The 24,247-nt window shown below is 68.9% G+C and carries 28 protein-coding genes; 14 read left to right on the top strand and 14 right to left on the bottom strand.

From position 1 onward, the window contains the following. Positions 1-21: 21 nt before the first annotated feature. A complete protein-coding gene (gene aceE, locus ACFVX6_RS26850; protein WP_389695601.1) occupies positions 22-2,706 on the top strand; it encodes a pyruvate dehydrogenase (acetyl-transferring), homodimeric type in 2,685 nt (894 codons plus the stop codon). Positions 2,707-2,758: 52 nt separating this feature from the next. Here the strand turns inward: aceE and ACFVX6_RS26855 are convergent, their stop codons facing one another. Then, positions 2,759-4,183 (bottom strand): protein kinase, encoded by a 1,425-nt coding sequence (locus ACFVX6_RS26855; RefSeq protein WP_389695603.1) that lies wholly within the window; start codon positions 4,181-4,183, stop codon positions 2,759-2,761. A gap of 123 nt (positions 4,184-4,306) precedes the next feature. Here ACFVX6_RS26855 and ACFVX6_RS26860 point away from each other — a divergent pair, with 123 nt between their 5' ends. Beyond that, entirely contained in the window at positions 4,307-4,825 is a 519-nt protein-coding gene (locus ACFVX6_RS26860) for a DUF4240 domain-containing protein (protein ID WP_266881731.1), read from the top strand. 76 nt (positions 4,826-4,901) lie between these two features. On the opposite strand, the gene ACFVX6_RS26865 is transcribed toward ACFVX6_RS26860, so the two are convergent. Then, positions 4,902-5,672 carry an SDR family NAD(P)-dependent oxidoreductase gene (locus ACFVX6_RS26865; RefSeq protein ID WP_389695605.1) on the bottom strand — a complete coding sequence of 257 codons (771 nt, stop codon included), beginning with the start codon at positions 5,670-5,672 and terminating at the stop codon, positions 4,902-4,904. Positions 5,673-5,757: 85 nt separating this feature from the next. On the opposite strand from ACFVX6_RS26865, the gene ACFVX6_RS26870 reads away from it, so the two are divergent. Further along, on the top strand, positions 5,758-6,411 hold the full coding sequence (locus tag ACFVX6_RS26870; RefSeq protein WP_389695607.1) for a TetR/AcrR family transcriptional regulator: 654 nt from the start codon (positions 5,758-5,760) through the stop codon (positions 6,409-6,411). A 75-nt stretch (positions 6,412-6,486) separates the two neighbouring features. Here the strand turns inward: ACFVX6_RS26870 and ACFVX6_RS26875 are convergent, their stop codons facing one another. Next, positions 6,487-6,804 carry a MazG-like family protein gene (locus ACFVX6_RS26875; RefSeq protein ID WP_389695609.1) on the bottom strand — a complete coding sequence of 106 codons (318 nt, stop codon included), beginning with the start codon at positions 6,802-6,804 and terminating at the stop codon, positions 6,487-6,489. A gap of 575 nt (positions 6,805-7,379) precedes the next feature. Between ACFVX6_RS26875 and ACFVX6_RS26880 the strand changes: the two genes are divergently transcribed. From ACFVX6_RS26880 to ACFVX6_RS26915, 8 genes are all read left to right on the top strand, one after another. Then, complete coding sequence (locus ACFVX6_RS26880) at positions 7,380-7,781, top strand: WYL domain-containing protein (protein ID WP_389695611.1); 402 nt, start codon at positions 7,380-7,382, stop codon at positions 7,779-7,781. A 75-nt stretch (positions 7,782-7,856) separates the two neighbouring features. Next, complete coding sequence (locus ACFVX6_RS26885; RefSeq protein WP_389695613.1) at positions 7,857-8,345, top strand: DUF6907 domain-containing protein; 489 nt, start codon at positions 7,857-7,859, stop codon at positions 8,343-8,345. Next, on the top strand, positions 8,342-8,716 hold the full coding sequence (locus ACFVX6_RS26890; protein WP_389695615.1) for a DUF6907 domain-containing protein: 375 nt from the start codon (positions 8,342-8,344) through the stop codon (positions 8,714-8,716). The genes ACFVX6_RS26885 and ACFVX6_RS26890 overlap by 4 nt, the downstream gene beginning before the upstream one ends. Beyond that, on the top strand, positions 8,716-8,904 hold the full coding sequence (locus ACFVX6_RS26895; RefSeq protein WP_389695617.1) for a hypothetical protein: 189 nt from the start codon (positions 8,716-8,718) through the stop codon (positions 8,902-8,904). Before ACFVX6_RS26890 ends, ACFVX6_RS26895 begins: the two co-directional genes overlap by 1 nt. Before the next feature lie 371 nt (positions 8,905-9,275). Then, a complete protein-coding gene (locus ACFVX6_RS26900) occupies positions 9,276-9,578 on the top strand; it encodes a hypothetical protein (RefSeq protein ID WP_389695619.1) in 303 nt (100 codons plus the stop codon). Next, positions 9,575-9,973, top strand: coding sequence for a DUF6907 domain-containing protein (locus tag ACFVX6_RS26905; protein ID WP_389695621.1), 399 nt, complete (start codon positions 9,575-9,577; stop codon positions 9,971-9,973). The genes ACFVX6_RS26900 and ACFVX6_RS26905 overlap by 4 nt, the downstream gene beginning before the upstream one ends. Positions 9,974-11,174: 1,201 nt before the next feature. After that, entirely contained in the window at positions 11,175-11,864 is a 690-nt protein-coding gene (locus ACFVX6_RS26910; protein WP_389695623.1) for a DUF5753 domain-containing protein, read from the top strand. Then, a complete protein-coding gene (locus tag ACFVX6_RS26915; protein ID WP_389695625.1) occupies positions 11,828-12,022 on the top strand; it encodes a DUF397 domain-containing protein in 195 nt (64 codons plus the stop codon). The genes ACFVX6_RS26910 and ACFVX6_RS26915 overlap by 37 nt, the downstream gene beginning before the upstream one ends. An 81-nt stretch (positions 12,023-12,103) precedes the next feature. On the opposite strand, the gene ACFVX6_RS26920 is transcribed toward ACFVX6_RS26915, so the two are convergent. The 10 genes from ACFVX6_RS26920 to ACFVX6_RS26965 form a co-directional block, all read right to left on the bottom strand. Beyond that, complete coding sequence (locus tag ACFVX6_RS26920; protein WP_389695627.1) at positions 12,104-15,049, bottom strand: hypothetical protein; 2,946 nt, start codon at positions 15,047-15,049, stop codon at positions 12,104-12,106. Further along, positions 15,039-15,371 (bottom strand): hypothetical protein, encoded by a 333-nt coding sequence (locus ACFVX6_RS26925; RefSeq protein WP_389695629.1) that lies wholly within the window; start codon positions 15,369-15,371, stop codon positions 15,039-15,041. Before ACFVX6_RS26925 ends, ACFVX6_RS26920 begins: the two co-directional genes overlap by 11 nt. Continuing rightward, positions 15,368-16,255 carry a hypothetical protein gene (locus ACFVX6_RS26930; RefSeq protein WP_389695631.1) on the bottom strand — a complete coding sequence of 296 codons (888 nt, stop codon included), beginning with the start codon at positions 16,253-16,255 and terminating at the stop codon, positions 15,368-15,370. The genes ACFVX6_RS26925 and ACFVX6_RS26930 overlap by 4 nt, the downstream gene beginning before the upstream one ends. 29 nt (positions 16,256-16,284) lie before the next feature. After that, positions 16,285-16,677, bottom strand: a complete 393-nt coding sequence (locus tag ACFVX6_RS26935; protein ID WP_389695633.1) for a hypothetical protein — start codon at positions 16,675-16,677, stop codon at positions 16,285-16,287. Continuing rightward, positions 16,674-17,450, bottom strand: a complete 777-nt coding sequence (locus tag ACFVX6_RS26940) for a head maturation protease, ClpP-related (RefSeq protein WP_389695635.1) — start codon at positions 17,448-17,450, stop codon at positions 16,674-16,676. The genes ACFVX6_RS26935 and ACFVX6_RS26940 overlap by 4 nt, the downstream gene beginning before the upstream one ends. A gap of 71 nt (positions 17,451-17,521) precedes the next feature. Then, positions 17,522-17,824, bottom strand: a complete 303-nt coding sequence (locus ACFVX6_RS26945; RefSeq protein WP_389695637.1) for a hypothetical protein — start codon at positions 17,822-17,824, stop codon at positions 17,522-17,524. An 81-nt stretch (positions 17,825-17,905) separates the two neighbouring features. Continuing rightward, positions 17,906-18,175 carry a hypothetical protein gene (locus tag ACFVX6_RS26950; protein WP_389695639.1) on the bottom strand — a complete coding sequence of 90 codons (270 nt, stop codon included), beginning with the start codon at positions 18,173-18,175 and terminating at the stop codon, positions 17,906-17,908. Between the two features lie 249 nt (positions 18,176-18,424). Continuing rightward, a complete protein-coding gene (locus tag ACFVX6_RS26955) occupies positions 18,425-19,654 on the bottom strand; it encodes an AAA family ATPase (RefSeq protein WP_389695641.1) in 1,230 nt (409 codons plus the stop codon). Beyond that, positions 19,651-20,088, bottom strand: a complete 438-nt coding sequence (locus ACFVX6_RS26960; protein ID WP_389695643.1) for a hypothetical protein — start codon at positions 20,086-20,088, stop codon at positions 19,651-19,653. The genes ACFVX6_RS26955 and ACFVX6_RS26960 overlap by 4 nt, the downstream gene beginning before the upstream one ends. 123 nt (positions 20,089-20,211) lie before the next feature. Then, positions 20,212-20,418 carry a helix-turn-helix domain-containing protein gene (locus ACFVX6_RS26965; protein ID WP_389695645.1) on the bottom strand — a complete coding sequence of 69 codons (207 nt, stop codon included), beginning with the start codon at positions 20,416-20,418 and terminating at the stop codon, positions 20,212-20,214. 97 nt (positions 20,419-20,515) lie between these two features. On the opposite strand from ACFVX6_RS26965, the gene ACFVX6_RS26970 reads away from it, so the two are divergent. Further along, on the top strand, positions 20,516-21,046 hold the full coding sequence (locus ACFVX6_RS26970; protein ID WP_389695647.1) for a helix-turn-helix domain-containing protein: 531 nt from the start codon (positions 20,516-20,518) through the stop codon (positions 21,044-21,046). After that, the gene (gene xerC / locus ACFVX6_RS26975; protein WP_389695649.1) at positions 21,015-22,106 is read left to right on the top strand and encodes a tyrosine recombinase XerC; all 1,092 of its coding nucleotides are present in this window, start codon (positions 21,015-21,017) and stop codon (positions 22,104-22,106) included. Before ACFVX6_RS26970 ends, xerC begins: the two co-directional genes overlap by 32 nt. A gap of 30 nt (positions 22,107-22,136) precedes the next feature. On the opposite strand, the gene glnA is transcribed toward xerC, so the two are convergent. Further along, entirely contained in the window at positions 22,137-23,546 is a 1,410-nt protein-coding gene (gene glnA, locus ACFVX6_RS26980) for a type I glutamate--ammonia ligase (RefSeq protein ID WP_389695651.1), read from the bottom strand. A gap of 185 nt (positions 23,547-23,731) precedes the next feature. Between glnA and ACFVX6_RS26985 the strand changes: the two genes are divergently transcribed. Continuing rightward, on the top strand, positions 23,732-24,199 hold the full coding sequence (locus ACFVX6_RS26985; protein ID WP_389695653.1) for an RDD family protein: 468 nt from the start codon (positions 23,732-23,734) through the stop codon (positions 24,197-24,199). Positions 24,200-24,247: the final 48 nt, after the last annotated feature.

Here is a 24,247-nt window from a genome sequence, read left to right on the forward strand (position 1 = left end):
TCCGGAAGGCGGCGCACACCGATGTCCGACCCCGTAGGAAAGCTTCCGAGCGAGCTCGACCAGCTCCCGGACCGCGACACCGAGGAGACCGCCGAATGGGCGGCCTCCCTCGACGCCGTCGCCAAGGCCGCCGGTACGCGCCGCGCCGAATACCTGCTCCGTCGCACCCTTCAGCACGCCGAGGCCGCCGGTCTCGCACTGCCGAAGCTGCTCGAGACGGACTACGTCAACACCATCCCCACCGCCGCGGAGCCGGAGTTCCCCGGCGACGAGGCGATGGAAGCCAAGATCACCGCCTGGAACCGCTGGAACGCGGCCGCCATGGTGACCCGCGGTTCCAAGTACGGCGTCGGCGGCCACATCGCCACCTTCGCCTCCGCCGCGTGGCTGTACGAGACCGGCTTCCAGCACTTCTTCCGCGGGAAGGAGGCCGACGGATCGGGCGACCAGCTCTACATCCAGGGCCACGCCTCCCCCGGCATCTACGCCCGCGCCTTCCTCGACGGCCGGATCTCCGAGCAGCAGCTCGACAACTTCCGCCAGGAGGCCGGCGGCAACGGCCTCCCGTCCTACCCCCACCCGCGGCGCCTGCCGTGGCTGTGGGAGTTCCCGACGGTCTCCATGGGCCTCGGCCCGCTCTCCGCGATCTACCAGGCGCGCTTCAACCGCTACCTGCAGAACCGGAGCATCAAGGACACCGCCAACTCGCACGTCTGGGCCTTCCTGGGCGACGGCGAGATGGACGAGCCCGAGTCGACCGCCGCCCTGGCCCTGGCCTCCCGCGAGCAGCTCGACAACCTGACCTTCGTCATCAACTGCAACCTGCAGCGCCTCGACGGTCCGGTCCGCGCGAACTTCCGCGTGGTGCAGGAGCTGGAAGCCCAGTTCCGCGGCGCCGGCTGGAACGTCATCAAGTCGCTGTGGGGCTCCGCCTGGGACGAGCTGTTCCAGCTCGACACCACGGGCGCCCTGGTACGCCGCCTGCGCGAGGTACCCGACGCGCAGTTCCAGACGTACGCGACCCGCGACGTGGCCTACATCCGCCAGCACTTCTTCGGCGCCAACGCCGAGCTCGTGCAGCTGGCCGGTGTGCTCTCCGACGCGAAGATCGCCGAGTGCTTCCACACCTCCCGCGGCGGCCACGAGCCCCGCAAGGTCTACGCCGCGTACAAGGCCGCCCTGGAGCACAAGGGTGCTCCGACGGTCATCCTCGCGCAGACCGTCAAGGGCTACACGCTGGGCGCCGGGTTCGAGTCGAAGAACGCGAACCACCAGATGAAGAAGCTGACGATCGACGAGTTCAAGGACATGCGTGACCTCCTTGGCCTCCCGATCCCGGACAGCGCCTTCGCGGACGGCCAGGTCCCGTACGGACACCCGGGCGCGAACAGCCCCGAGATCCAGTACCTGAACGAGCGCCGCGCGGCGCTCGGCGGCCCGGCCCCGGCCCGCAAGGTCAAGCACGTGGCCCTGCCGGCTCCGGCGGACCGTTCCTTCGCCCCGCTGCTCAAGGGCTCCGGCAAGCAGGAGATGGCCACCACCATGGCCTTCGTCCGGCTCGTCAAGGACCTGATGCGGGACAAGGAGACCGGCAAGCGCTGGGTTCCGATCGTCCCGGACGAGGCCCGCACCTTCGGTATGGAGTCCCTCTTCCCGTCGGCCGGCATCTACTCGCCGCTGGGCCAGACGTACGAGCCGGTCGACCGCGACCAGCTGATGTACTACAAGGAAGCCAAGGACGGCCAGATCCTCAACGAGGGGATCACCGAGGCCGGCGCCATGGCCGACTTCATCGCCGCCTGCACGTCGTACGCGACGCACGGCGAGCCGATGATCCCGTTCTACATCTTCTACTCGATGTTCGGCTGGCAGCGCACCGCCGACCAGATGTGGCAGCTCGCCGACCAGCTCGGCAAGGGCTTCATCGTCGGCGCCACCGCCGGTCGCACCACCCTGACGGGTGAGGGCCTGCAGCACGCGGACGGCCACTCGCACCTGATCGCGTCCACGAACCCGGCGTCGCTCAACTACGACCCGGCCTTCGCGTACGAGATCGCGGTGATCGTCAAGGACGGTCTGCGCCGGATGTACGGCGAGAAGCCGGAAGACGTCTTCTACTACCTGACGGTCTACAACGAGCCGAAGCCGCAGCCGGCCATGCCCGAGGGCGTGGAAGAGGGCATCCTGCGCGGTCTCTACCGCTTCAACACGGCGGCGGACCTGGCGGATGCGGCCCCGGCCGCCGACGCCCCGAAGATCCAGCTGATGGCCTCCGGTACGGCCATCCACTGGGCCCTCGACGCGCAGAAGCTGCTCGCCGCCGACTGGAACGTGGCCGCCGACGTCTGGTCCGCCACCTCCTGGGGCGAGCTGCGCCGCGACGCGCTGGAGTGCGACGAGGCGCTGCTGCGCGGGGAGATGCGCACCCCGTTCGTCACCCGCGCCCTGGAGGGCGTCACCAGCCCGGTGCTCGCCGTCTCCGACTGGATGCGTCAGGTCCCGGACCAGATCAGCCAGTGGGTCGAGCAGGACTACACCTCGCTGGGTACGGACGGCTTCGGCCTCTCCGACACCCGTGAGGGCGCCCGTCGCCACTTCGGTGTCGACGCCCAGTCGATCGTGGTGGCCGCGCTGGCCCAGCTCGCCCGCCGCGGCGAGGTACCGGCGTCCTCCATCAAGGAAGCACGGGAGCGCTACGGCCTGTAAGGCCCCGCACGTCCGTCCGTGAGGCGGCCCACCCCTTCGGGGGCGGGCCGCCTCACGGCGTTCCCGGGGTGGTCTCCGCTCCCGGGGTGGTCTCGTTGATCAGCTCGGCGAGTTCGCGCCGGACCTCGACCCGGATCCGCTCGGCCCTGGCCGTGGCTTCGGCCACGATCTCCTCGGCCCGGCGCCGCGCGGCCAGGACCGTCCGACCGGCGCTCTGCTCGGCGTCCGTACGGAGCTTCTCCGCCTCCAGACGCAGGTCCTCGGCCCGCTGCTCGATCTGTGCGAGGAGGTGCGCGGCCGCGGACTGCCGTGCGGCCAGCGCACGCTCGGACCGTTCGCGCCGCTCCTTCAGGTTCGCCTCGAAGAGCCCGGCGGCTTCGGCGGCCTTGGCCCGGGTCTCCTCGAAGAGGTCGTCGGCCTCCTGTCGCCTGGCGGCTACGTGCCGCTGCGCGGCGGCGCGTACGGAGGCCGCGTCCCGATCCGCCTGCTCCCGTACCTCCCGTACGTCGCGCTCGACCAGCTCGCGCAGCTCCGCGATCTCCCGTTCGGCGTCCGCACGCATGCGGGCCACCACGGCCGCGCCGTCGCCCGCCGGGGCCGCGGCCGGGGCCCGGGCCGGGACGGCCGGCTGTCCGTGGGCGGCCAGGTGCCGGCCCAGCTCCGTCACCACGCTCGCCGCGTCACGCGGCCGATGTGCCGGGTCCTTGGCGAGGAGGCGCATCACGAGGTCGGCGACGGGAGCGGGGGCCGCGCCGGGTCGGAGCGGGCGCGGCGGCTCGTGCACCTGCTGGTAGAGGAGGGCGTGGGGCGCCGGGCTCGTGAAGGGCGTGCGGCCCGCGAGGCCCTCGTAGAGCAGGCAGCCCAGGCTGTAGAGGTCGCTGCGGTGGTCGATCCCGGCGTCGCCCCGGCACTGCTCGGGGGACATGTAGGCGAGGGTGCCCATGGCGGTGCCCGTGGCGGTGAGGTCGGCCACGCGCAGGGTCTCGCCCAGGAACTTGGCGAGACCGAAGTCCAGGACCTTGATGACGCCGGTGCCGGTGAGCATCACGTTCTGCGGTTTGACGTCCCGGTGGATGATGCCGCGCTCGTGGGCGGCGGCCAGGGCGGTCGCGATCTGGCCGGCCCAGTCGACGACGTCGTACCAGGGCAGGGGCGCGGCGTCCCGGAAGACCTGGGCGAGGGTGCGGCCGTCGAGCCGCTCCATCACCAGGTAGAGCGTTCTGCGTCCCCCGACCACGGCCTCACCGCAGTCGTGGACGGTGACCGTGTGCCGGTGCGGGAGGTTGGCGGCCGAGCGCACCTCGTGCGTGAACCTCTGCTCGACCTCCGCCGCGGCCATGCCGGGCACCGCGTGGACGAGTTTCGCGGCGACCGGCCGCCGCATCCGCACGTCCACCGCCGCCCAGACCTCGCCCATGCCGCCCCCGCCGAGACGCTCCTCCAGCCGGTAGCGGCCTTCGAGCAATTCCCCCCGCATACCCCGTTCCCCTTCCCCGCCGACTCCTCCGGTCCGAGTATGCGGCCGTGCGGGGGCCCGGACCGGCCTTTCGCGGCACGCGCGGTGGCGGCGAGGGGGCGTACCCGTGATGCTTGAGCGGTGATGGACGAGACGGAGTTCTGGGAGATGGTCGACCGTACCCGCGAGGCCGCCGAGGGCGACCCCGAGGAACACGCCGAGCTGCTCGTGGAGCGGCTGGCGCAGCTCGACCCGGACTCCGTCCTGGACTTCGCGCGGCACTTCGAGTCGCGGTACAACCGGGCGTACACCTGGGACCTGTGGGGCGCGGCGTGGGTGCTGCTCGACGGGGCCAGCGACGACGCGTTCGACTACTTCCGGTGCTGGCTGATCGGCCAGGGCCGGGAGGTCTTCGAGGGCGGGGTGCACGATCCCGACCAGCTCGCGGAGCTGCTCGACGAGTTCGACGAGGAGATCGACGGGGACGGCGAGGAGCTGGGGTACGCGGCGGACGAGGCGTACGAGCAGCTGACCGGGTCGGTCGCGCCGGATCTGGGGATCCCGCTGCAGCCGGCCGAGCCGGAGGGCGCCGCGCTGGACTTCGAGAACGAAGCCGTGCTCGCGGAGCGCTTCCCCCGGCTGTGGGACCGCTTCAGGGGCTGAGCCCCGGCGTACGTCCTAGGGCCTGTCGTCAAACTCCCGTCGTCGCCCGAGGCAGAAGGGAGTTTGACGACAGGACCTAGTAGTGCGTGCCGCCGTCGATGCGGATCTCCGTACCGGTGATGAAGGCGCCGTCCTCGGAGCCCAGCATGGCGACGACGCCGGCGACCGTCTGCGGGCCGGCGAAGCCCTGGCCGAGGGCCGGGGCGAGCTTGGCGAACAGGCTCCAGTCGGTGTCCTCGGGCAGGCCGGGGCCGGTGCCGGTCGTCATGCCGCTCTCGATGGAGCCGGGCGCGACCGCGACGAAGCGCAGGCCCTGCTTGCTGTACTCGGCGGCGAGCGCGTGGGTCATGGACTGGATGCCGCCCTTGCTGGCCGCGTAGGCGGACATGTAGGGGTGGGCGAAGGACGCCGAGGTGGAGCTGAAGTTGACGACGACCGGCTGGTCGCCCGCCAGCAGCGCCGGGAGCGACTCGCGGATGACCAGGAACGTACCGGTCAGGTTCACCGAGATGATCTTGTTCCAGAACTCGAGCGTGGTCTGGTGGGTGTGCGCCGAGCGCAGGATCCCCGCCGCGTTGACCAGCACGTCGATCCCGGTGAGGGCGTCGACGGCGGCGGCCACGCCCGCCGTGACGGCGGCCTCGTCGGATATGTCGAGGACCGCGGTGGTGAGGCGGTCCGCGTGCCCGTCGGCTGCCGCCTGGTCGGAGGTGGCCTTCAGGCCGGCCTCGTTGACGTCCACGGTGTGGACGCGGCCGCCCTCGGAGAGGATGCGGTGGACGGTGGCCTGGCCGATGCCGGAGCCGCCGCCGGTGATGAGGACGCGACGTCCTTCGTAACGGTTCATGGGGGGAGCGTACTCTCGCGATGACACGTTTTGCCACCCTGTCAAAACATGCATTTACCTCGCGGGGCCGAGGTATCCTTCCCCGGTGAGATCCCCTCGTCCGTACTCTCCCCAGGCCGGCCCCGGAGCCCAGTCGCTGAACGAGCGCCGCAAGGCGGCCACCCAGCTCGACATCGCCCGCGCGGCCTGCGAACTCTTCGCCGAGCACGGCCCCGACGGCACCACCGCCGAGGACATCGCCCACCGCGCGGGCGTGGCGCTGCGCACGTTCTACCGCTACTTCCGCAACAAGCAGGAGGCCGTCGCCCCCCTGCTCGCGGGCGGCGGCGACGCCTGGCGCGCACTGCTCGCCGAGGAGGACCCCGGCACCCCGCTCACCGAGGCCCTGGAGCGTGCCGTGACCCGCTCCCTCACGGGCCCCCAGGCGCTCGACGAGGGGCTGGAGGTCACCCGCGGCCTGCTGCGCGCCGCCGCGAGCGACGAGGCGCTGCGGGCCGTCTGGTACCGGGTCAACCAGGAATCCGAGGAGCGCCTGGTCCCGGTCGTGGCCCGGCTCGCGGGCCCGGACGCCGAACCCCTCGCCGTACGCCTCCTGGCCGCGGCGGCGACGGACGCGATCCGCATCGCCCTGGAACTCTGGTCCACCACCGACACCCCGCCCGCGGGCCCCGGCTCCCCCGCGGAACTCGCGATCCGCTGCCTGCGCGACCTCACGGGCGCCATGCCCCTGGTGCGCTGAGCCATCCCCGCAGCCGGGCCCGGCCGGCGCCCCGCGCCTCGCGCTCCGCGTGCCGCGCCCCGCGTCCCGCGCCCGTCAGAGGAACCGCGCGGACTTCTCCCGCAGGTGCTCCGCGAAGAAGGCGGGGGCGTCGGGCCGCATCCGGGCCAGCGCGACCATCGCCGTGACGATGACGTCGGCGACCTCCGCCTCCACGTCGCCCCAGGTGTGCGAGTTGCCCTTCCGGGGATTCGTGCCCTTCGCCCCGATCACGGCCTGCGCGGCTTCGCCGAACTCCTCCCCGATCTTCAGGATCTGCAGCGTCACGCTCTCCTCACGCCCCACCCCGCGCTCCCGGTCGTACTCGTCGAACCGGGCCACGAGCGCAGCGATGGTCTTCCACGTGTCGTCCATCCCCCGAGCCTAGGCCGACTCCGACTCCCCGGTGAGGCACGCGTGGCACAGGCACCGGTCCGGGTCGAACCGCTCCGGGTAGCGCGACCCGCGCAGCCGTTCCAGCACCCGGGGCGTGTACACGGCCTTCGGGCGGAAGCCGTACAGGTGCCGAGCCCCCGCCCGGACCGTGGCGGGCGTGCCCGCGCCGGGTCATCCCGATAACGCGGAAGCCCCGCCCCCCTCTCGGCGAAGGGGGCGGGGCTTCCGGTGATCAGTGCGATCTGTGCATCAGCACGGCACGGCTTAGAGGTCGAAGTAGAGCTCGAACTTAGAGGGGGTCCCGGCCACCTGCGGAAACGCAGCGGGACCCCCTTTGACCTGGCCATTCCCCCGTTGTGGATGTTGGTCAGCGTTGGCACGGCTAGATCACTCTGCGGACTGTCTGCGGACTCACTCCGCGTGAGCTCCACATCGCCACCCACTATCCAGTCTTGCGGGTTTTTCTACAGTCATTGACAAACGCCTCCCAACGCTGGGAGACTACAGTCATTGCAGAAACCCCAACAAGACGGGGTTTCGGGTAGGGGGCCACGATGTACCGCACCGCGAACGAGGAGCTCGACCGGACGATGGTCCGCTTCCTCAAGGCGATGGACGCGAAGCACCCGGTGACCATCACCTACACGAAGGCCGATGGCTCGGTGACGGTCCGCACCATCGAGGTGTACGACACGCAGATCACGAAGGCCGGCGACATCGTGCTGAAGGCGATGGACCGGGAGTCGGGCGAGTCCCGCACCTTCCGTCTCGACCGCGTCGAGGCGTACACGGTCCACCGGACGGCGTTCGTTCTGCCGGAGCCGCCGGCCGTGAACGAGCTGGGCCTGCGGGTCGCCGTGAACGTCCCGACCGTCGAGGCCCGTGAGCTGGCCCGTGAGGACCGCGAGTACTGGTCGGACCGCTACGGCTACGACCCCGAGTACGACGCCGCCTAAAACGCAAGCAGCCCCGCCCGGTGCTCTAACACCAGACGGGGCCTGGATCCGAACCCTGACTAGAGGGAGCAGACCATGAGGACCACCGTACCTGCCAAGCTCGCCGCGATGCCGGTCCAGCCGACCGCCGCGACCCGCGAGACCATCCCCGCCCCCCGCACGTGGTCGTTCCTGGACCGCACGACCAGCAAGCTGCAGGAAGTCACCTGCCTGCAGGGCTGCACCGTCGACCACACGCAGGACCGCGAGACGCCGCAGCACCCCGAAGACATCTGGTGCGCCACCACCAGCACCGACGTGTACCTGCCCGTCACCGAAGGCGCGAACAAGGTCGAGGAGTTCCGGGTGCTGGGCGCGTTCATCCGGCAGGAGCCGTTCTCCCGCCACCTGCACGAGCGCGTCCCGCACGCCCAGGTTGAGATCGTCGATGACCACTGGATGGAGAGCCTCGACCCGGACGGGCTGGCCACGGTCATCCTCACGCTTGAGGCCCAGCTCGCGAAGTTCCGTGACGTGCACGCCCAGCTGACCGAGCTGCGCGAGCAGGGCCGGGTGCAGCTGTGAGCACCCCGCGCACGGTCGCGGTGGAGACGCTCGACTACGGCCCGATCGTCCTCGAGGAGCCCTCGTGGTGCGTGGTGGACCACCCGGCGGGCAACCACCGGTCCGGGATCCGCCACGACGGCGTACAGCACACCGCGGTGGTCGACGTCGACGGCCGGCGGGTGGAGCTGCTGCGGGCGAACCTGACGCAGTTCCCGTTCTCCGAGTCCGGCAGCCGGGACGTGAAGGTCGTGGTCGAGATCGACGGGGAACACCCGGAGTTCGACGCGGCCGGCCTCGGAGACCTGGCCGCTTCGATCACCGCGCACGCCTTGTACGGGCTGCTGCCGCTGCGGGCTCGCCTGCAGTCGCTGCAGGAGGGTGGCCAGTGATGGGGACCGCGGTCGTTCGCAGGCCCACGGAGGCCGCCGCGTTGGGGCGCGTCACGGTGAAGCTCCCGTCCCTCGGGGCGGCGTTCAACGGCCTGGCGGTCGCCGAACGCGCGGGCGACCAGTACGGCGCCCTGCTCTGCCGGCGGCTCGTTCAGCGCGTTGCACGGGACGGTCGCGTCGGCGAGTAACACCGCAGGTCGTTACCGATCTATCCCCCCTCCTCGAGGAGGGGGGAACGGTGCAGCGTGCGATCCAAATCAAGGCCCCTAGAGGGGTACCGAACCGCAGGTCGAATCCCTAATGCCCAGAGGGTGCGGAGCGGCTGTCATGCCAGCGTGCATGGCAAATGCTCCCCACCCTTCGGGGCGCCCCGAACCGTTGGGGGTAAAGGGCTCCGGCCCCAATCCCCCGTAGGGCTCCGCGCCCAATATTCGCAAGGCCTCAGAGCCCTTCCCGCCCAAGCCTCCCAAGGGCTCGGGGCGGCATCGCAAGACGAGAACGGCCGGCCCGGGATCGCACCCCGGACCGGCCCCGGTTCCCACCCTGGAGAGGTAGAACCATGGACATCATCCACCCGCAGAGCGCGTTGCCCCTGCCGCCCGTCCTGGTCCGGTCACACGTCCCCGGCCGCCCGTACATCTGGATCGACCCCACCCCCCGGATCGCCGACAGCCGCGGCCACTCCTGGACCTACAGCTCCGACGAACCCCTCACCCCCAGCTACTGCCTGCTCTGCTGCACCGACTACGGCGACCGCGCCACCTACGTGCCCTGCGAGGAGGCCGGTCTGCTCGGCGCCGTGAACGAGGAACGCAACCAGTGGATCGCCGCCAACCGCGTCACCCCGGAGGAAGCCCGATGAAGACGTACACCGGCCCGACCGTCTTCGGCGGCAGCATGACCATCGCCTGCCCCGACTGGTGCGTGGTCGACCACGCCTACTGGGACGACAAGGCAGACGACTGCTTCCACAAGAGCGCCGTTCTCGAGGTGGCCTTGCCGCGAGACCGGGCGAACTACCCGGCGCCCGTTACGCCGCCTCTGCTGGGCGCCGAGCTGAGCCTTCACTCGACCTGCGTCATCCCGTCCGCGGCCAGCGTGTGGTTGCAGCTCTCGGAGTACAAGGCCGACGGCCTCGAGCTGGACGTGGCCGGCGTCGACAGCCTGCTCGCCGAGCTCGACCGGTACCGGGATGGCCTGGCGAAGATGCGCGGCCTGCTCGCGGCCGTCGACACCGAGCTGCGCAACCGGCGCTGACGCTCCACCATGGCGCCCTGTCGCCCGCCCCCGCACTCCACCGGGGACGGTAGGCAGGGCGCCCTGATGACGACGACGATGACGACGACGAAGGCGCCCCGACATCCGTCCTGGTGGCGCTCTCGTCGTCGTCATGAGGGCGCCCCGAGAGCGTCGTCGTCGTCACGTCCCGGGGCGCCCCGGGAGGCGCTCTCAGGGCGCCCCCACTTCGCCCTCAGTACCGGTACCGAGGGGACGGCTCAACGGCTCGGCTCAAGCCGTCCGGGGTGAGCCGTTCACCTCCAACGCGCCGCCGCGCGCCTGCGCGCACGTGCGCGCGTAGTAGAGGACGACGTTCACGTCTACCCCGAGTGAATGAACGAGTGAACGAACCCGTCTATGGGGCGTCTTGGCCCCGTCTAGGGCCCGTCTTTCGCCCGTCTGCGGGGCGGGGGCCTGGCGTCAGATAGACGGGCCCGAGACGGGTCATAGACGGGGTGAAGACGGACCCTAGACAGCCCGGGGTCGAGGGCGTGACCTGCGTGGCCATCGCGGGCCCGAACGTGACCCCTAGGGGCTTGCAGGCTGCTGACCTGCGTGTCCACGCGTAACCCGGGTGTGACCCTCAAATGGGGCGGAAACGGGCCGGACAGTGTCCCGGTATGTCCTGGACTGCACCCCGGACAGACCCCGGAAAGGGGTCGGAATGGGGGCGGTAGTGTCCGGGCGCTGTCCAGGCTTTTCCGCCCTCTGTCCGCCCCGCGTTCCGGGGCAAAGTGGGACAGTGTCCGGGGTGATTCCGGCCTATATGTCCGCTGCTCAAGCGCTGCTCAGGGCTGCTCACCACTGCTCGACTGCAGGTCACAGCCGCTCAGAGTTCTGCTCACGGGCTGCTCAGGAAGATCGGCGAGCAGGGCCTGAGCAGCAACCTGAGCGGCTGTGACCTGCGACGGAGCAGTCGTGAGCAGCGCCGATCAGTCACCGATCCGTGCCATATGCCCCGTCTTGTCGCCCGTCTATGACCCGACTAGCCCCCGTCTATGGGCCGACTATCGCCCGGCTACCGCGTGGCGCCCAGAGATCCATAGACGGGCCATAGACGGCCAATAGTCGGGTCATAGGCGGGGGTTAGCCGGGTACCCAACCCGATCGAGTAGCTGTGATCACTTAGCCACGAGGAGTAGCGTTGCCCGACAATCAAGGTCCCATCGGAGGAGAACCGATGACCACCCGCAAGGAAGCCGCCGAGATCCTGCGCGGCACACGAGACCCATCCAAAGCCGGCTGGTGGCGAGCAGCCCCAGCCGACTCCCTTGAAGAACACATCCAGCGTCTCGTTGACCTCGAGCGCGTAGCCAGCAACATCCGGTCGTGGCAGCCGCTCATGGTGCCCGGCATGCTGCAGACCTACCAGTACGCCATCTCAGCCATCCAAGCCACGACGCCGGCCCTGCCCATAGAGGAAGTCGCCGAGCGGGCAGACCTCCGCATGCGGCGTATCGACAGCCTCGGGTACGCGGCCGACCGGCGGGCCTGGTTCATCATCGGGGAGCAGGCTCTCAAGTCCCCCCTCGGCGGCGAGGCTGTCCTGCTCGAGCAGCTGGAGCACCTCCTGAACGTCGCCTCGCTCCGGCCGTCCGTGACGCTGCAGGTACTGCCCGCCGAGGTGGCCATGCACCCGGGGCTCGCCGGCGGCTTCACGATGTACCAGGTCACCGGACAGCGGGCCGTGTTCACGGAGACCCTCGCCGGTTCGGTGATCTCGACAAGGCCGGACGACATCGCGGTCTTCACCGCCGCATACGATCACCTGCAAGCCAACGCACAAGGCCCTGCCGCGTCGTTGGAACTGATCGATACGGCAAGGAGAGAGCTGTGTCAGAAGGTGGAGAGCGCCCTCTGGTGTGGGTGAAGTCGAGCTACACCGACACCGGGAACTGCGTCGAGGTGGCCAGCCCCGCTGAGGGGATCCTGGTACGTGACTCCAAGCGTCCAGCCGGCCCGCGGGTCGGTCTGGCTCCGGCGGCCTGGTACGAGCTCGTCGACTGGGCCAAGACGCACCAGGTGTGAGCAGCACGAAGCCCCGCCGCAGGAGAATTGCGGCGGGGCTTCGTCATGTCCGGACGGTGTCCATCATGCCAGCGTCACCGGCTACCTGCTGCCCCGTCCGAGTACCGACTGCACGTCTCCTCCGCGAGTCCCTATCTGGGCCTGCAGCGGATCGATCAGGACTTCGGCAAGCTGGCGACCGTCGAGCATGACCTGCACGACGATCGGCCCCCCAGTGCCGCCGGCTCCGGCCATCCCAGCCGCGATGCGCTTACTGTCCGGGTTAGAGCGCACGCGGGATCCGGGCGCCAGATCCACGAGCTCAGGACCCTGCTCGCCGACGAGCGTCATCCGAGACCTGGGGCCGCCGCCGGCAGCGCCGATGATCCCGCCATGCGCCTGGGCCTGGCCGCCCGGGTGCTGCTCCCGGAAGGTGCGGTACACGGTGTTGATGAAGACCGTGCGGGAGTCCAGCGAGTTCACCGCCGTCTGCGCCTGCCGTATCTTCGCGAGGAGGTCGGAGATCTCCGCCCGAATGGCCGCCTGCTTGTCCAACGGAGTCCTCGCCAGACGGCTTTGCGCATCCTTCAGCTTCGCCTGCAAGTCGCTGATGTCCCCGTGCAGGTAGGCCGTCTTGTCGGGCGTCGACAGGATCTGATCCGCCAGAGCCTTCGCCTCACCCTTGGTCAGACCCATAGCCTGGGCGCTCGCCAGTAGCTGCTCGCGGCCACGGTCGTAGATACCGCTGATCGATGACCACGCGGCACCGTTGTCGCGAGCTGCAGCAGCGGCTTCGTCAGTCTTGGTCGCGAGGTCAGAGAGCAGTGACGCGGCGGTTCGTGCCTTCTCGCCGTTGAGGTCGAGGACACCGTTGACCATGTTGAGGGCGCCGGCGTTCTTCGCGGCCCCCTCCGCCGCGGCATCGATGGCGGCCTCGAAGCCGATCATCCCGCCGAGAGCCTGCCGGTTAACGTCGTTGAGGGCCTGAATAGCCTGGCGGAGCCCGTCAGCGGACTGCTTCTGCAGGTCAAGCTTGGCCTGGACAGCGATGGCCTGCTCGCCGAACATGCCCATCGCGCGTGCCGTGATCTCCTGCTCGGCGGCTAGGTTGGCCAGCGCTTCGCCGTAAGACGGCATCAGGTCCTTGACCTCTTGCAGCGAGTGCCCATTCTTCTGCGCCGCTTCGGCGACCTCGTCGAAGGCGGCGGCTGCAAGGTCGGCATGGCCGCCCTTCACGACGTCGGACAGGGCCGCATCGACGCCCTTGAACGAGTCCTTCAGCGACGCGAGGGACTTCTCCCCCTTCGTCATCTCGGTGAACTTGGTGCCCAGCCAGTTCCCGATGTCGTCAAGGACGGGGATCTTGAAACCGAACGCTCCCTTCCCTGCCTCGCCGGCCTTCTTCGTCGCCTCTTGGAGCTGACCGATCTTCTGGACCAGGCCGTCCATGTCGCCGAACGACTTCCTCAGTTCGCCGCCGAACTTCCCGGTGGCGCCGAGCTCCTTCAGCGAGACGGTGAGCTTGTCGACGTCCGGCGGCGCACCGCGCGCCTTCTCCGCCAGCGCGTTCACAGCCAGCGCGATACCGGCGACCACGGCCACGACGACGGACGCCTTCTGCAGCGCCGTCAGGCTGGCAGCTACACCGGAGATGGCCATCGCGACGCCGGCGAACCGGGCGGACGCGATGAAGGTACGGATCCCGGCTGCCGCGGCAACCATGGCAGGCCCCACCACGGCGAACCCTGCCGCTGCCAGCTTCACCGCGTTGAGGGCGACGGCAGTCTGCACGAGCGCCGTCAGCAGACCCATCGGTATCGCGTTGACCAGGCCGGCGAACGCGTTGACCAGCGAGAGGACCGAGACACCCGTGTCCGCTGCAGCGTGCACGATGCGGACGAGCACCTCGCCGAGGTTGCCGAGGGTCTCGGCGACGAGTGGCCCGTTCTCCTTGGCGTACCGCATGAACTCGGCGATGCCGCTGGACATCTTCCCCGCGTCCATGCTCGTCGCGAACTTGACGAGACCGCTGTTCGCTTTGGCCAACGTCTCCGTCGCGAAGGTGCTGAAGGTGGTCATGAACCGGTCGAAGCCAGCCGACTGGATGCCGCCCGTCGCCAGCGTCACGAACCGGCTGAGCTGACCGGAGGCACCCTGTACGAGGGGGGTGAGCTTCGGGAACAGGGCGCCGAATGCGGCGAAGGACTTCGTGGCGACGGGCAGCGTCGAGGTGGCCAGCCCATCCGTCCAAGCCTTGTACTGGTCCTTCAGGATGGACAGGGACTCGGCTGCCCGCCGCACTTCGGGAGAGGCCCTCTGGACCTGTTTCAGCCACTCGTTTTCAGCCTGTGCCGTCTGGGTGGCGTGCCGGCCGTTCTCCTCCAGGGACTCGCTGTACGCCTTCTGCGCTTCGGTGACCTTCCCCATCGCCAGCAGCTGCGGAGCAAGCGCGGCGCCGAACGCCCCGGCCGCAACTGCGGCAGCACCCAGCCCGGCCGCTACCGGCGCTATCGAGGCAGCGATGGGGATGAGGGCAGGAGCCAGGGCTATGGCGGCCTGGATGAGCCTGGTCTGCCCGTCTGCGGCCCCTCCCGCTGAAGAGCTGAGCGTTCCGAGGTTGCCGCGGAGCGCGCCCATGCTGGCCCCGGCCCGCCGGAACGTGCCATCAAGCTCGTCCATGTTCTCCCGGACCGTCCGCGTCCGACCGGCGAGCGCCTCCATCTGTGTGTCGGCACTCGCCGCGCTCCGGGAAACACTCCGGAGCGACGTCGAGGTTCCCTGGCTGGACGTCCGAACCTCTGCCAGCGCAACGCCGGCCAGGGATGCCCGGCCTTGCAGGGTCCGCAGTGCCTCGCCCGCCTCATCAGCCGAGTGGGCGAGCACTTCGAGGGCTGCCGCCGTAGCTGTCGCCCGGGGGGCCAGCCCGGTCAGGGCGGTGCTGGCAGTCCGGGCGTGCTGCCGCAGGCCGTCCATTGACCGCTGGATCGAGGCCAGGCCAGCACCGGTCTGGTTCGCGACCTTGACTTTGATCTCGATGTCATTCGCCACTGGAGCTCACCGCCTCGGCGAGGAGTCGAGTCAGCGCGGCGTCGTCGAGCGGGGACCATTCGAAGGGCGGCATGCCCAGCATCTCGAGGAGCTCGATGTACTCGGCGCTGCTCCAGTCGTGGGCGGCGGGATCCACGTCAAGGCTGTGCAGGAACGAGACGACGACGATGATGACTGCCAGGTGGTCGGGGTTGCCCACGCGTACCTGCTCGCGGGCCGCGGCGACGTCCTCGTCCGTGACGTGCATCAGCAGGACGGGCAGGCCCTTGCCCACGCCGGCGGCCATGCGGACCACGCTGTACGTGGGCTCGTCGGCGCTCACGGGTACTTCGCAACGATGCGACCGGACTTGATGTTCTCGCGGAGGGTCTGGATCTCCTGCTCGACCACCTGCTTCACGCCCTCCGGGGCCTCGCAGGCCTCGGCGTAGAGCAGGCCGTCGTCGCCCAGGATCGGACGGGTGTAGCCCGTCAGCTGCCGCCTGATCTGCTCCTCGGCAACCTGTCGGGACTTGATGTAGGACGGGCCCCGCAGGTCGACAGGTTCCGGCCGGAGCCCCCGCACGTGCACGCGCTGCGGCAGGTCCGGCACGCCTGCGAGCGGCCGGTCGCCGCGTCGGTCCAGCAGGTGCCGGCCGTACCCGTACTTGAGGGCCTCGATGAGCCGGTGGCGGGACGGGAGGAACGCGGTGGCGGCGCGGTGCATGACCCACACCAGGAGCGTGGAGGAGTCCACGGGCAGCCACCAGGCTCCACGGATCCTGACCCCTGCCTGGTTGGCGCCGGTCTGGTGGTCGTGCTTGTCCTCGAAGCGCAGGCCGCGGACGGCCAGGGCGGCGCTCTGCTGGGCGATGAGTGCGTTGTGGGCCTCGGCTGCCAGCCCAACGTCTACGAGGGCCTGCTGGGCGCGTGTGGCTGCTTCGGTGAGCTTCTTACGGGATGCCTCGAGCTGCTTCTCGGCGGCGTCGATGTCCTTCGCCACGGACTTCTCGACACCCGGCCGGTTGGCCAGCGCCTCCTGCTCGGCCTCCCACTCGGCGGTCAGCTCGGCGAGCTCTTCCTCTGCCAGCTCGATTCGCAGCTTCGCCGCGGAGTAGGCGCCGCCGGCTTCGAAGCTGAAGAACCGCTTCGCCCGCATCTTCTCGACCGCAGCCTGGGCGTCATGTAGTTCGAGGGTGACGCGTGCGATGTCCTGCTGTGTGGCCATGACAGGTCTCCTTCTTTGGGGTGGGGGGGTCAGCCGAGCAGACTGGGCGCATGCGGGTCGGTCCGCGCGGCCTCGTCCTCGGCGACGATCGAGGCGACTAGAGCGCGGATCATGCCGGTGTTCGGGTAGGACCGGGCGAACTCGTCGAGGTGGCGGGCCAGGGTGGCCTTCTCCGGCCGGGTGAGACTGGCCAGGTTGATGGAGACCGTCGGCGAGGGAGGCGTCCAGCCCGCGTCAGTGACGCCACCGCCGAGGGCGGGCCAGAGCTGCTGGGTGACGACCCGTCCGGGCGGCGACTCCAGCCACTTGCCCATCCGGCCGAAGAACGTCATGAGGTCCTGGGGCAGGTCGAGGCGGGGCTGCGAGACCTCGATCCAGTAGCCGGTCTCCGCGGGGTAGCCGGTGAGGTTGAGGGTGGTCACTGGTTCCTCCAGAGGTGGGATGTCATCTGCTCGAGCTCGGTGTGCTGGGCGACCTGGTCACGGCCGCGGCTGCTGGTGAGGTGGGCGGTCAGTCGGGCCCATTCGGTCTGCTCGGCCAGGCCGCCCTTGTACTTGGCGGTGACGGTGGCCCACGCGTCCTCTGTCTGGGCGCTGTTGCCGTCGTCGACCTCGGTGGCCAGGCCGGCCTTGACGGCTTCGGCGCCGGTCCACCAGGTCTCGGCCTTCATGAGGGAGCGCCAGTGCTCGGCGTCCTCGACACCGGTGCGGTGGGCGTATACGTCGGCGATATTGTTCGAGATCTTCTCGAGGAGCTGGGCTGTCTCCCGCATGTCCTTCGACTGGCCCACGCAGAGCGCCGACGCGTCATGGATCATGAACGAGGAGTTCCGGCCGATGACCCGCCGGTCCCCTGCCATCGCGATCACGGACGCGATCGATGCGGCGATGCCGTCGATGTACGCGGTCACCTTCGCGGGGTGCCGCAGCAGGGCCTGGTAGATGGCCAGCCCATCCATCACATCTCCGCCGGGGGAGCTGATGCGGATGTCGATGCTCGAGGCCGTGACGTCGGACAGGGCTGAGGCGAAGTCCTTGGCGGTGACGCCGTAGTAGCCGATCTCGTCGTACATGAGGATCTCTGCGGTGGTGCTGGTGGCGTTGCGGATGCGGTACCAGTCGCGGCCGGTTGGCGGGGCGGGGACGTTGGTGCCGGCGCGGGCGTTGATGCGCCAGCTGCGGGGGTAGTCGGTCACGGGCTGTGCTCCTCGAGGTGGGGTGCGGGTGGATGTTGTCGTGGTAGGTGTTGCCGGGGGCGACAACGTTGTCACTTCCATAAGCGTGACCTATCGTTATCTTCAGATCCATAGGTGTGGGTTATGGGTTGGTGTGTGGTCGACGGGTCAGAGGCTCCGGAGCTGGGAAGCTCCGGGGCCTTCGTCATGTCCGCGGCTTTTTCGGCGTTCACCGCAGAAGGGTTCGCCTCGGCCAGGTGTCGGAGCTTGGCTGCGTGCCGGCGGGCCAGACCCTTAGAACGGGCAGCAGCAAAAGCGGCACGGGCTTCCTTCTCTGCTGCTGCTTTGCGCCGTGCGGCTTCGATCTTGGCTTGGACTATGTCGTCGACGTTCACGGCCTCTCCAGAGGGCTCGGTGTAACGGCTGGGTGTACACGGGGGCTGGACGTGCGTTACACACGTCCAGCCCCGGGGCCGTCAGCTGTCGACCGGCGCCTTGGCGTTGAGATCGATGGGCTCAGGCCGGTGGTCGGGCTGGTAGACGACGTTGCGGAAGCAGTGCTTGAACGAGTCGGTGGTCATCAACATGGGCGGCATTCCGGGCCCGCCGGCGACGTAGGGCAGGAGGATGCCGTCACCGTCGCTGTCGACGCTTGGCGTCCAGGCGATGATCGGGTCGAGGTAGATGCCGCCATCGTCGATCTCCTGGAGGTACCAGCCGGGTTGGGCGGGGATGAGGTCGGTCATGTTGGTCTCCGTTCAGTGAGTGATCGCCCGACTATGCGCGTGTACACGCCTCCCCTTCCACGCCTTCCGGCTGACCTGCGGTTATGCGCCCTCCCCTTCCCCTCTCCTTCCGCCTCCCCTTCCCCTCCCCTTCTCGGAGAAGGGGAGGCTTCTTTTGAAGTGGAGGGAGAAGAGGAGGAGAAGAAGAGGGGGGTATAAGTGCAGGTCAGGCAGAAGAGGAGGAAGGGGAGGCTCTCGTGTGTGGAGGGGCTACCCCTCGGGCTCCTCCTGTTCTGCTGCGGGCAACTGCCAGCTCCACTGGGCGTTCTTGACACCCTTGGGCTTGACGCTGCGAACCCCGAGCTCCTTCTTGGCTGCCTTCAGCGCGTTCGGACTGATGCCGGCCTGCGCTGCTGCCGCCTGAGTCTCCTTCGGTTGGCCTTCCCCGCCGCGGTCCTCGTCGGTGAGGTAGTCGTAGAGCCACTCAGCTGCTTCGGTCCGCTCGGTGCGGTCGACTCCTCCAGCGGCCATCTCCTCGCGCATGACATCGCGAACAGACGTGTCCGTCTCTGGCCCGAGGACGAACCGGGAGACGTAGGACGGGCCTTCGGGCGTCTTCACCGTGAAGGGCTGAATCGTGTACCGGTACGACGGCAGACCTACGCGGCCGAGGTTGTTCTTCTCGAGGGAGAGGATGAACTGGTCCTTACCGCTGTCCTCGTCGGGCGCGAACGCGATCAGCGAGCGGATGAGCTGACCGAAGGCGCCGGAACCGGCGACGCGGGCGAGCGGGTCGGCCACGCCGCTCTTGGTGAAGTGGGCCAGGCCGAGGATGGTGAAGCGGTGCCGCTCCGCCGCCGCGACCAACGGCTCGAGGGCTTGGCGTACTTCCGCAGCCCGGTAGTCGTTGATGCCCTTGTCGATGAGCGAGAGCAGGGGATCCGCGACCAGCAGGCCGATGCTGTACTCCTCGGCCACCTTGCCGAGCATCGACGTATCCGTGGGCAGGGTGAGCCGGGCGCTGAGCTGGCCGTCGTCCTTCACGGTGATGTGGTAGACGAGGTCAAGGTCTGCCCCAGCCGCGATGAGACGCGGTGCGATCGTGTAGCACCAGGAGTCCTCACTGGCCGCATAGATGACTCCGCGAGGCTTCCCCCACAGCTCGCCGGGCAGCGTGCCCGTGGTGATACGGGCAGTCGCCCACACCGCAAACTGCGACTTCCCGATACCAGGCCCGCCGGCCGCAATGACGAGCGAGTCCATGGGGACTCGGCCATGCGAGGTGGGCGGCGCCCCTTCGGGAGTGGTGTCCCACAGCCACCGAACGGGCCGGATGCGGATCTTCGATGCGGGCTGCAGCACGATCGCGCGGGCCGGAGGGGCGTCTTCGGGCGGCTCCGGCGGCCACGGGCTGGTGTCAGGCGGCATCGACTGGAACGGCAGACGGACCGCCGGGACGTGAATCCCCGGCGGCGCGCCTGCTTCATGGAAGGTGGTCAAGCCGCCATCTCCTGACGGTGGGTGAGCCAGCGTCCGGGCTGTCCGGGGATGGCGATGGGCGGCCACCCGGGGGTGGCCTCGAGGGTGTAGGGCTCTCGCTTGGCTCGCGCGGCTTGGATCTCGCGGTAGGCGCGGAGTCGGTTGGTGGCGGCGATGACCTGTGAGGTGAGGCGGCGTGCGTCGCCGTAGACGTGGGCGTACCAGTCGGCGGTGGGCAGGTGCTCGAGGGCGTCCCACTGCTTGCGCCACAGTTCGGCGGCCTCGAGGACGCTGGCGAGGCGGCGGGGGTCGTCGGGGTGGAGTGCCTGCCAGGCGGGGCTGGCGTAGGGCGGGTATTCCTCGGCGAGGTACAGGCGTTTGGCGTCGGCCCAGAGGCCGGCGATCTCGTTGGGGTCGTGGGTGGCGATCTCTGGTGGTGTGGCCGTAGGCTGCAAGGGAACCCCTTCACGGCCGCGCATATGGGATTGCACTCCCGCGCGGCCGTTTTGCTGTCCGGTTGACGGTGGGTGGTTCAGGCCCCTGTCTGGATTGGCGTCCAGGTGGGGGCCGCTTGCGTTTCAGGCGGCAGTGGCGAGCAGCTCGGCCTCGAAGCGCGCGATCTCGGCGGCGGTGTACAGCACCTTCCGGCCTACCTTGACGCTCTTGGGCCCGTAGCCGATGTGGCGCCAGTAGCGGACGGTTCCGGGCACGGTGCGGAAGCGGACGGCAACGTCGGCAGTGGTCAGCCATGCGGTCTCGCCGAGGGAAACGGTGACTACGCTCACCATTCCTCCATCTCTGTAGAAAAGAGGCTGTGACTGTAGTCCTGAAGTCTGGCAACGTTTGCTTGCGCTGTCAAGAAACGGACGTTATTCTCCAGTCATGGTAGAAACTGAGAGTGGAGAGAAGTCGGGCAAGCGGGAGCGCCGGGCGAATGATCTAGGGCCCGTCGGCGCCCATGTCGCCGCGAACCTGAAGGCCCTGCGCGCGTCTCTGCTCCTGACGACGGAGCAGCTGGCAGAGCGCATGACAGGACTGGGCCGGCCCATGCACGCGAACACGATCACGCGGATGGAGAAGAAGCAGCGGCGTGTAGACGTCGACGACCTCGTGGCGCTGGCGCTGGCCCTCGAGACCCGCCCCGACGCACTTCTGCTGCCTATGACGATCGCCAAGGAGATCCAGCTGGCCGAGACGCTCACGGTCCCCGGTTACAAGGCCTGGCGCTGGGCCAACGGCGCCAGCCCCCTCGAGGGCCACGACGATGACCAGTCCTTCAACGCCTTCCAGACGCGGGCGCAGCCGCCCGGCCTCGGCATGTTCCGGTATAAGCCGGAGGAGATCGAGGAAATCTTCCGCCCGAAGTCCGAGGAGGACACGAGTGGCGAGCATCGCGAAGCGCCCGAACGGTAAGTGGCGGGCCCGGTACCGCGACCAGGCCAACAAGGAGCACGCCCGGCACTTCGACCGGAAGGTCGACGCGCAGAGGTGGCTAGACGAAGAAACGGCCAGTCTGGTGACTGGCCGCTACGTGGATCCGAAGGCGCGGAAGGTGACGGTCGACGAGTGGTGCGACCGGTGGATCGAGGGCTACGGATCCCGGCGCGCATCGTCGGTGCGGCAGGCGAAGGTGCACCTGGCGCAGATCAGGAATGAGTTCGGCCCGCTCCCTCTGGGGGGCATCCGGCCGAGCATGGTCAAGCAGTGGTTGGCCCGCCTCCGTGAGCAGGGGCGGGCTCAGTCGTATCTGTTCGCCCTGCATGGCCGGCTGTCACAGGTCATGACCGATGCGGCGATCGACGGTCTGGTCGCGACGAACCCCTGCTCGCGTCGGACCTCCCCTGGCGCGGGTAAGGCGCGGGCCTACGTTGCGACAGAGGCGCAGTTGTGGGCGCTGTACGAGGAGGCAGGCGAGGCGTACCGCCCGGCCCTGCTCTTGGGTGCGTTCGCTGGCCTGCGTACCGCGGAGGCCTGCGGGCTGAGGATCTCCGACGTGCACTTCCTGCAGCGGGAAATCAAGCCGGCAGTCCAGTACCCGGCGGATCCGCTGAAGACGGAGATGTCGCAGGAGACGCTGCCGATCCCGGACGCGCTTGTGAAGGCGCTGTCACAGGTGGTGGCTGGCAGGGCGGCCACGTCGACTGTCCTCGTAAGCGAGGCCGGCGAACAGGTGGGGCCCTGGCAGGTCGAGCGGGAGATGCGCCGGATCCGGGCCAACGTGAAGGGGCTGCCGGAGGGATTCAGGTTCCATGACCTGCGGCACTTCTATGCGTCCCTGCTCATCGCGTCGGGGGCAGACGTGAAAGTGGTCCAGCATCGCCTCCGCCATTCCTCGGCAAAGACGACGCTGGACACTTACGGTCACCTGTGGCCCGACTCGGATGAGACGACGCGGACCGCTCTGGAGCGGTTCATGAGTCGCAAGATCACGTTTCCTGCGGACCCTCTGCGGACTCGCGATCAGTCCGCGTAGAGAGTTAGCAGGTCAGAGGCCTGTTGATCTTTAGAGGTCGAAGTAGAGCTCGAACTCGTGCGGGTGCGGGCGCAGCGCGATCGGGGCGATCTCGTGGGTGCGCTTGTAGTCGATCCAGGTCTCGATCAGGTCGGGGGTGAAGACACCGCCGGCCAGGAGGTACTCGTGGTCCTCCTCGAGGGCCTTGAGGACGTCCTCGAGGCTGGTCGGGACCTGCGGGACGCTCGCGTGCTCGTCCGGGGAGAGCTCGTAGAGGTCCTTGTCGATCGGCTCCATCGGCTCGATCTTGTTCTTCACGCCGTCGAGGCCCGCGAGCAGCAGCGCCGCGAACGCCAGGTACGGGTTCGAGGACGGGTCCGGGGCGCGGAACTCGACGCGCTTGGCCTTCGGGTTCGAGCCGGTGATCGGGATGCGCATCGCGGCGGAGCGGTTGCGCTGCGAGTACACCATGTTGACCGGCGCCTCGAAGCCCGGGACCAGGCGGTGGTACGAGTTCACCGTCGGGTTGGTGAAGGCGAGCAGCGACGGGGCGTGCTTGAGGATGCCGCCGATGTAGTAGCGGGCGGTGTCCGACAGGCCCGCGTAGCCGGCCTCGTCGTAGAACAGCGGGTCGCCGTTCGCCCACAGCGACTGGTGCACGTGCATGCCCGAGCCGTTGTCACCGAAGATCGGCTTCGGCATGAAGGTCGCGGTCTTGCCGTTGCGCCAGGCGACGTTCTTCACGATGTACTTGAAGAGCATCAGGTCGTCGGCCGCGGCGAGCAGCGTGTTGAACTTGTAGTTGATCTCGGCCTGGCCACCGGTGCCGACCTCGTGGTGCTGACGCTCGACCTGGAGGCCCTGGGCGTCCAGCTCGAGGGAGATCTCGGCGCGCAGGTCGGCGAAGTGGTCGACCGGGGCTACGGGGAAGTAACCACCCTTGTAGCGGACCTTGTAACCACGGTTGTTCTCCTCGGAGCCCGTGTTCCAGGCGCCGGCCTCGGAGTCGATGTGGTAGAAGCTCTCGTTCGCGGAGGTCGCGAAGCGCACGCTGTCGAACACGTAGAACTCGGCCTCGGGGCCGAAGTACGCGGTGTCGGCGATGCCGGTGGAGGCGAGGTACGCCTCGGCCTTCTTCGCGACGTTGCGCGGGTCACGGCTGTAGGCCTCGCCCGTGATCGGGTCGTGGATGAAGAAGTTGATGTTGAGCGTCTTGTCCTTGCGGAACGGGTCCAGGCGCGCGGTGGTGATGTCGGCACGCAGCGCCATGTCGGACTCGTGGATCGCCTGGAAGCCGCGGATCGAGGAGCCGTCGAAGGCCAGCTCCTCGTTCGGGTCGAACGCCCGCCCCGGGATGGTGAAGTGCTGCATCACACCAGGCAGGTCGCAGAAGCGGACGTCAACGAACTTGACGTCGTTCTCCTGGATGTACTGCGTCACTTCGTCGGCGTTCTTGAACATCCAACTCCTCCTACTCCCGGCCCCGGGGCAGGGGCGGGTTTTATAGCTAGTGGTGCGTCAGTGCGGTGCCGCACGCTGACCCGACCATAAGCAGACGGGGTTTCTCAAGCATGACCCATTTGTTTCGCACAAGTTAACCAGGGTCCCGCCGGAACGGCGTCGAGCGGCACAGGTACCGTGTTCGCGTGGACAAGAGGCAAGCAATCGGATCCTGGCTCTCCGGCCCCCGCGAGGCCGCCGAGGAGATGGGTGCCGACTTCGGGTACCCCGGCAAACAGCTCGGCCTGCCGCAGCAGGGGTCCGGCTCGGTGGCCCGTTTCGGCCGCCGGCTCGGCGCCGTGGCCATCGACTGGGTGGCCTGCCAGCTCATCGCGTACGGCCTGATCACGGGCCGTGACTGGAACGGCTCGGGGAACTGGACGCTGGCGGTCTTCGTCACCCTGGTGATCCTGACGGTCGGCACCGTGGGCTTTACCCCCGGGAAGCGGATCCTGGGCCTCCGGGTCGTCTCACAGGATGGCGGCCCGCTCGGATTCGGCCGGGTGGTGCTCCGTACCGCACTGCTCGCCCTGCTGATCCCGGCCCTCGTCTGGGACCGCGACGGCCGCGGGCTGCACGACCGCCTCAGCCGCGCCGTGCAGGTCAGGATCTGAGACGAAGGAACGAAAACAGAGGGGCGCCCCGGGCCATCGGCCCGGGGC

Origin of the sequence: Streptomyces sp. NPDC058289, from assembly GCF_042880975.1 — a bacterium.
GTDB lineage: Bacteria > Actinomycetota > Actinomycetes > Streptomycetales > Streptomycetaceae > Streptomyces > Streptomyces stoeckheimensis.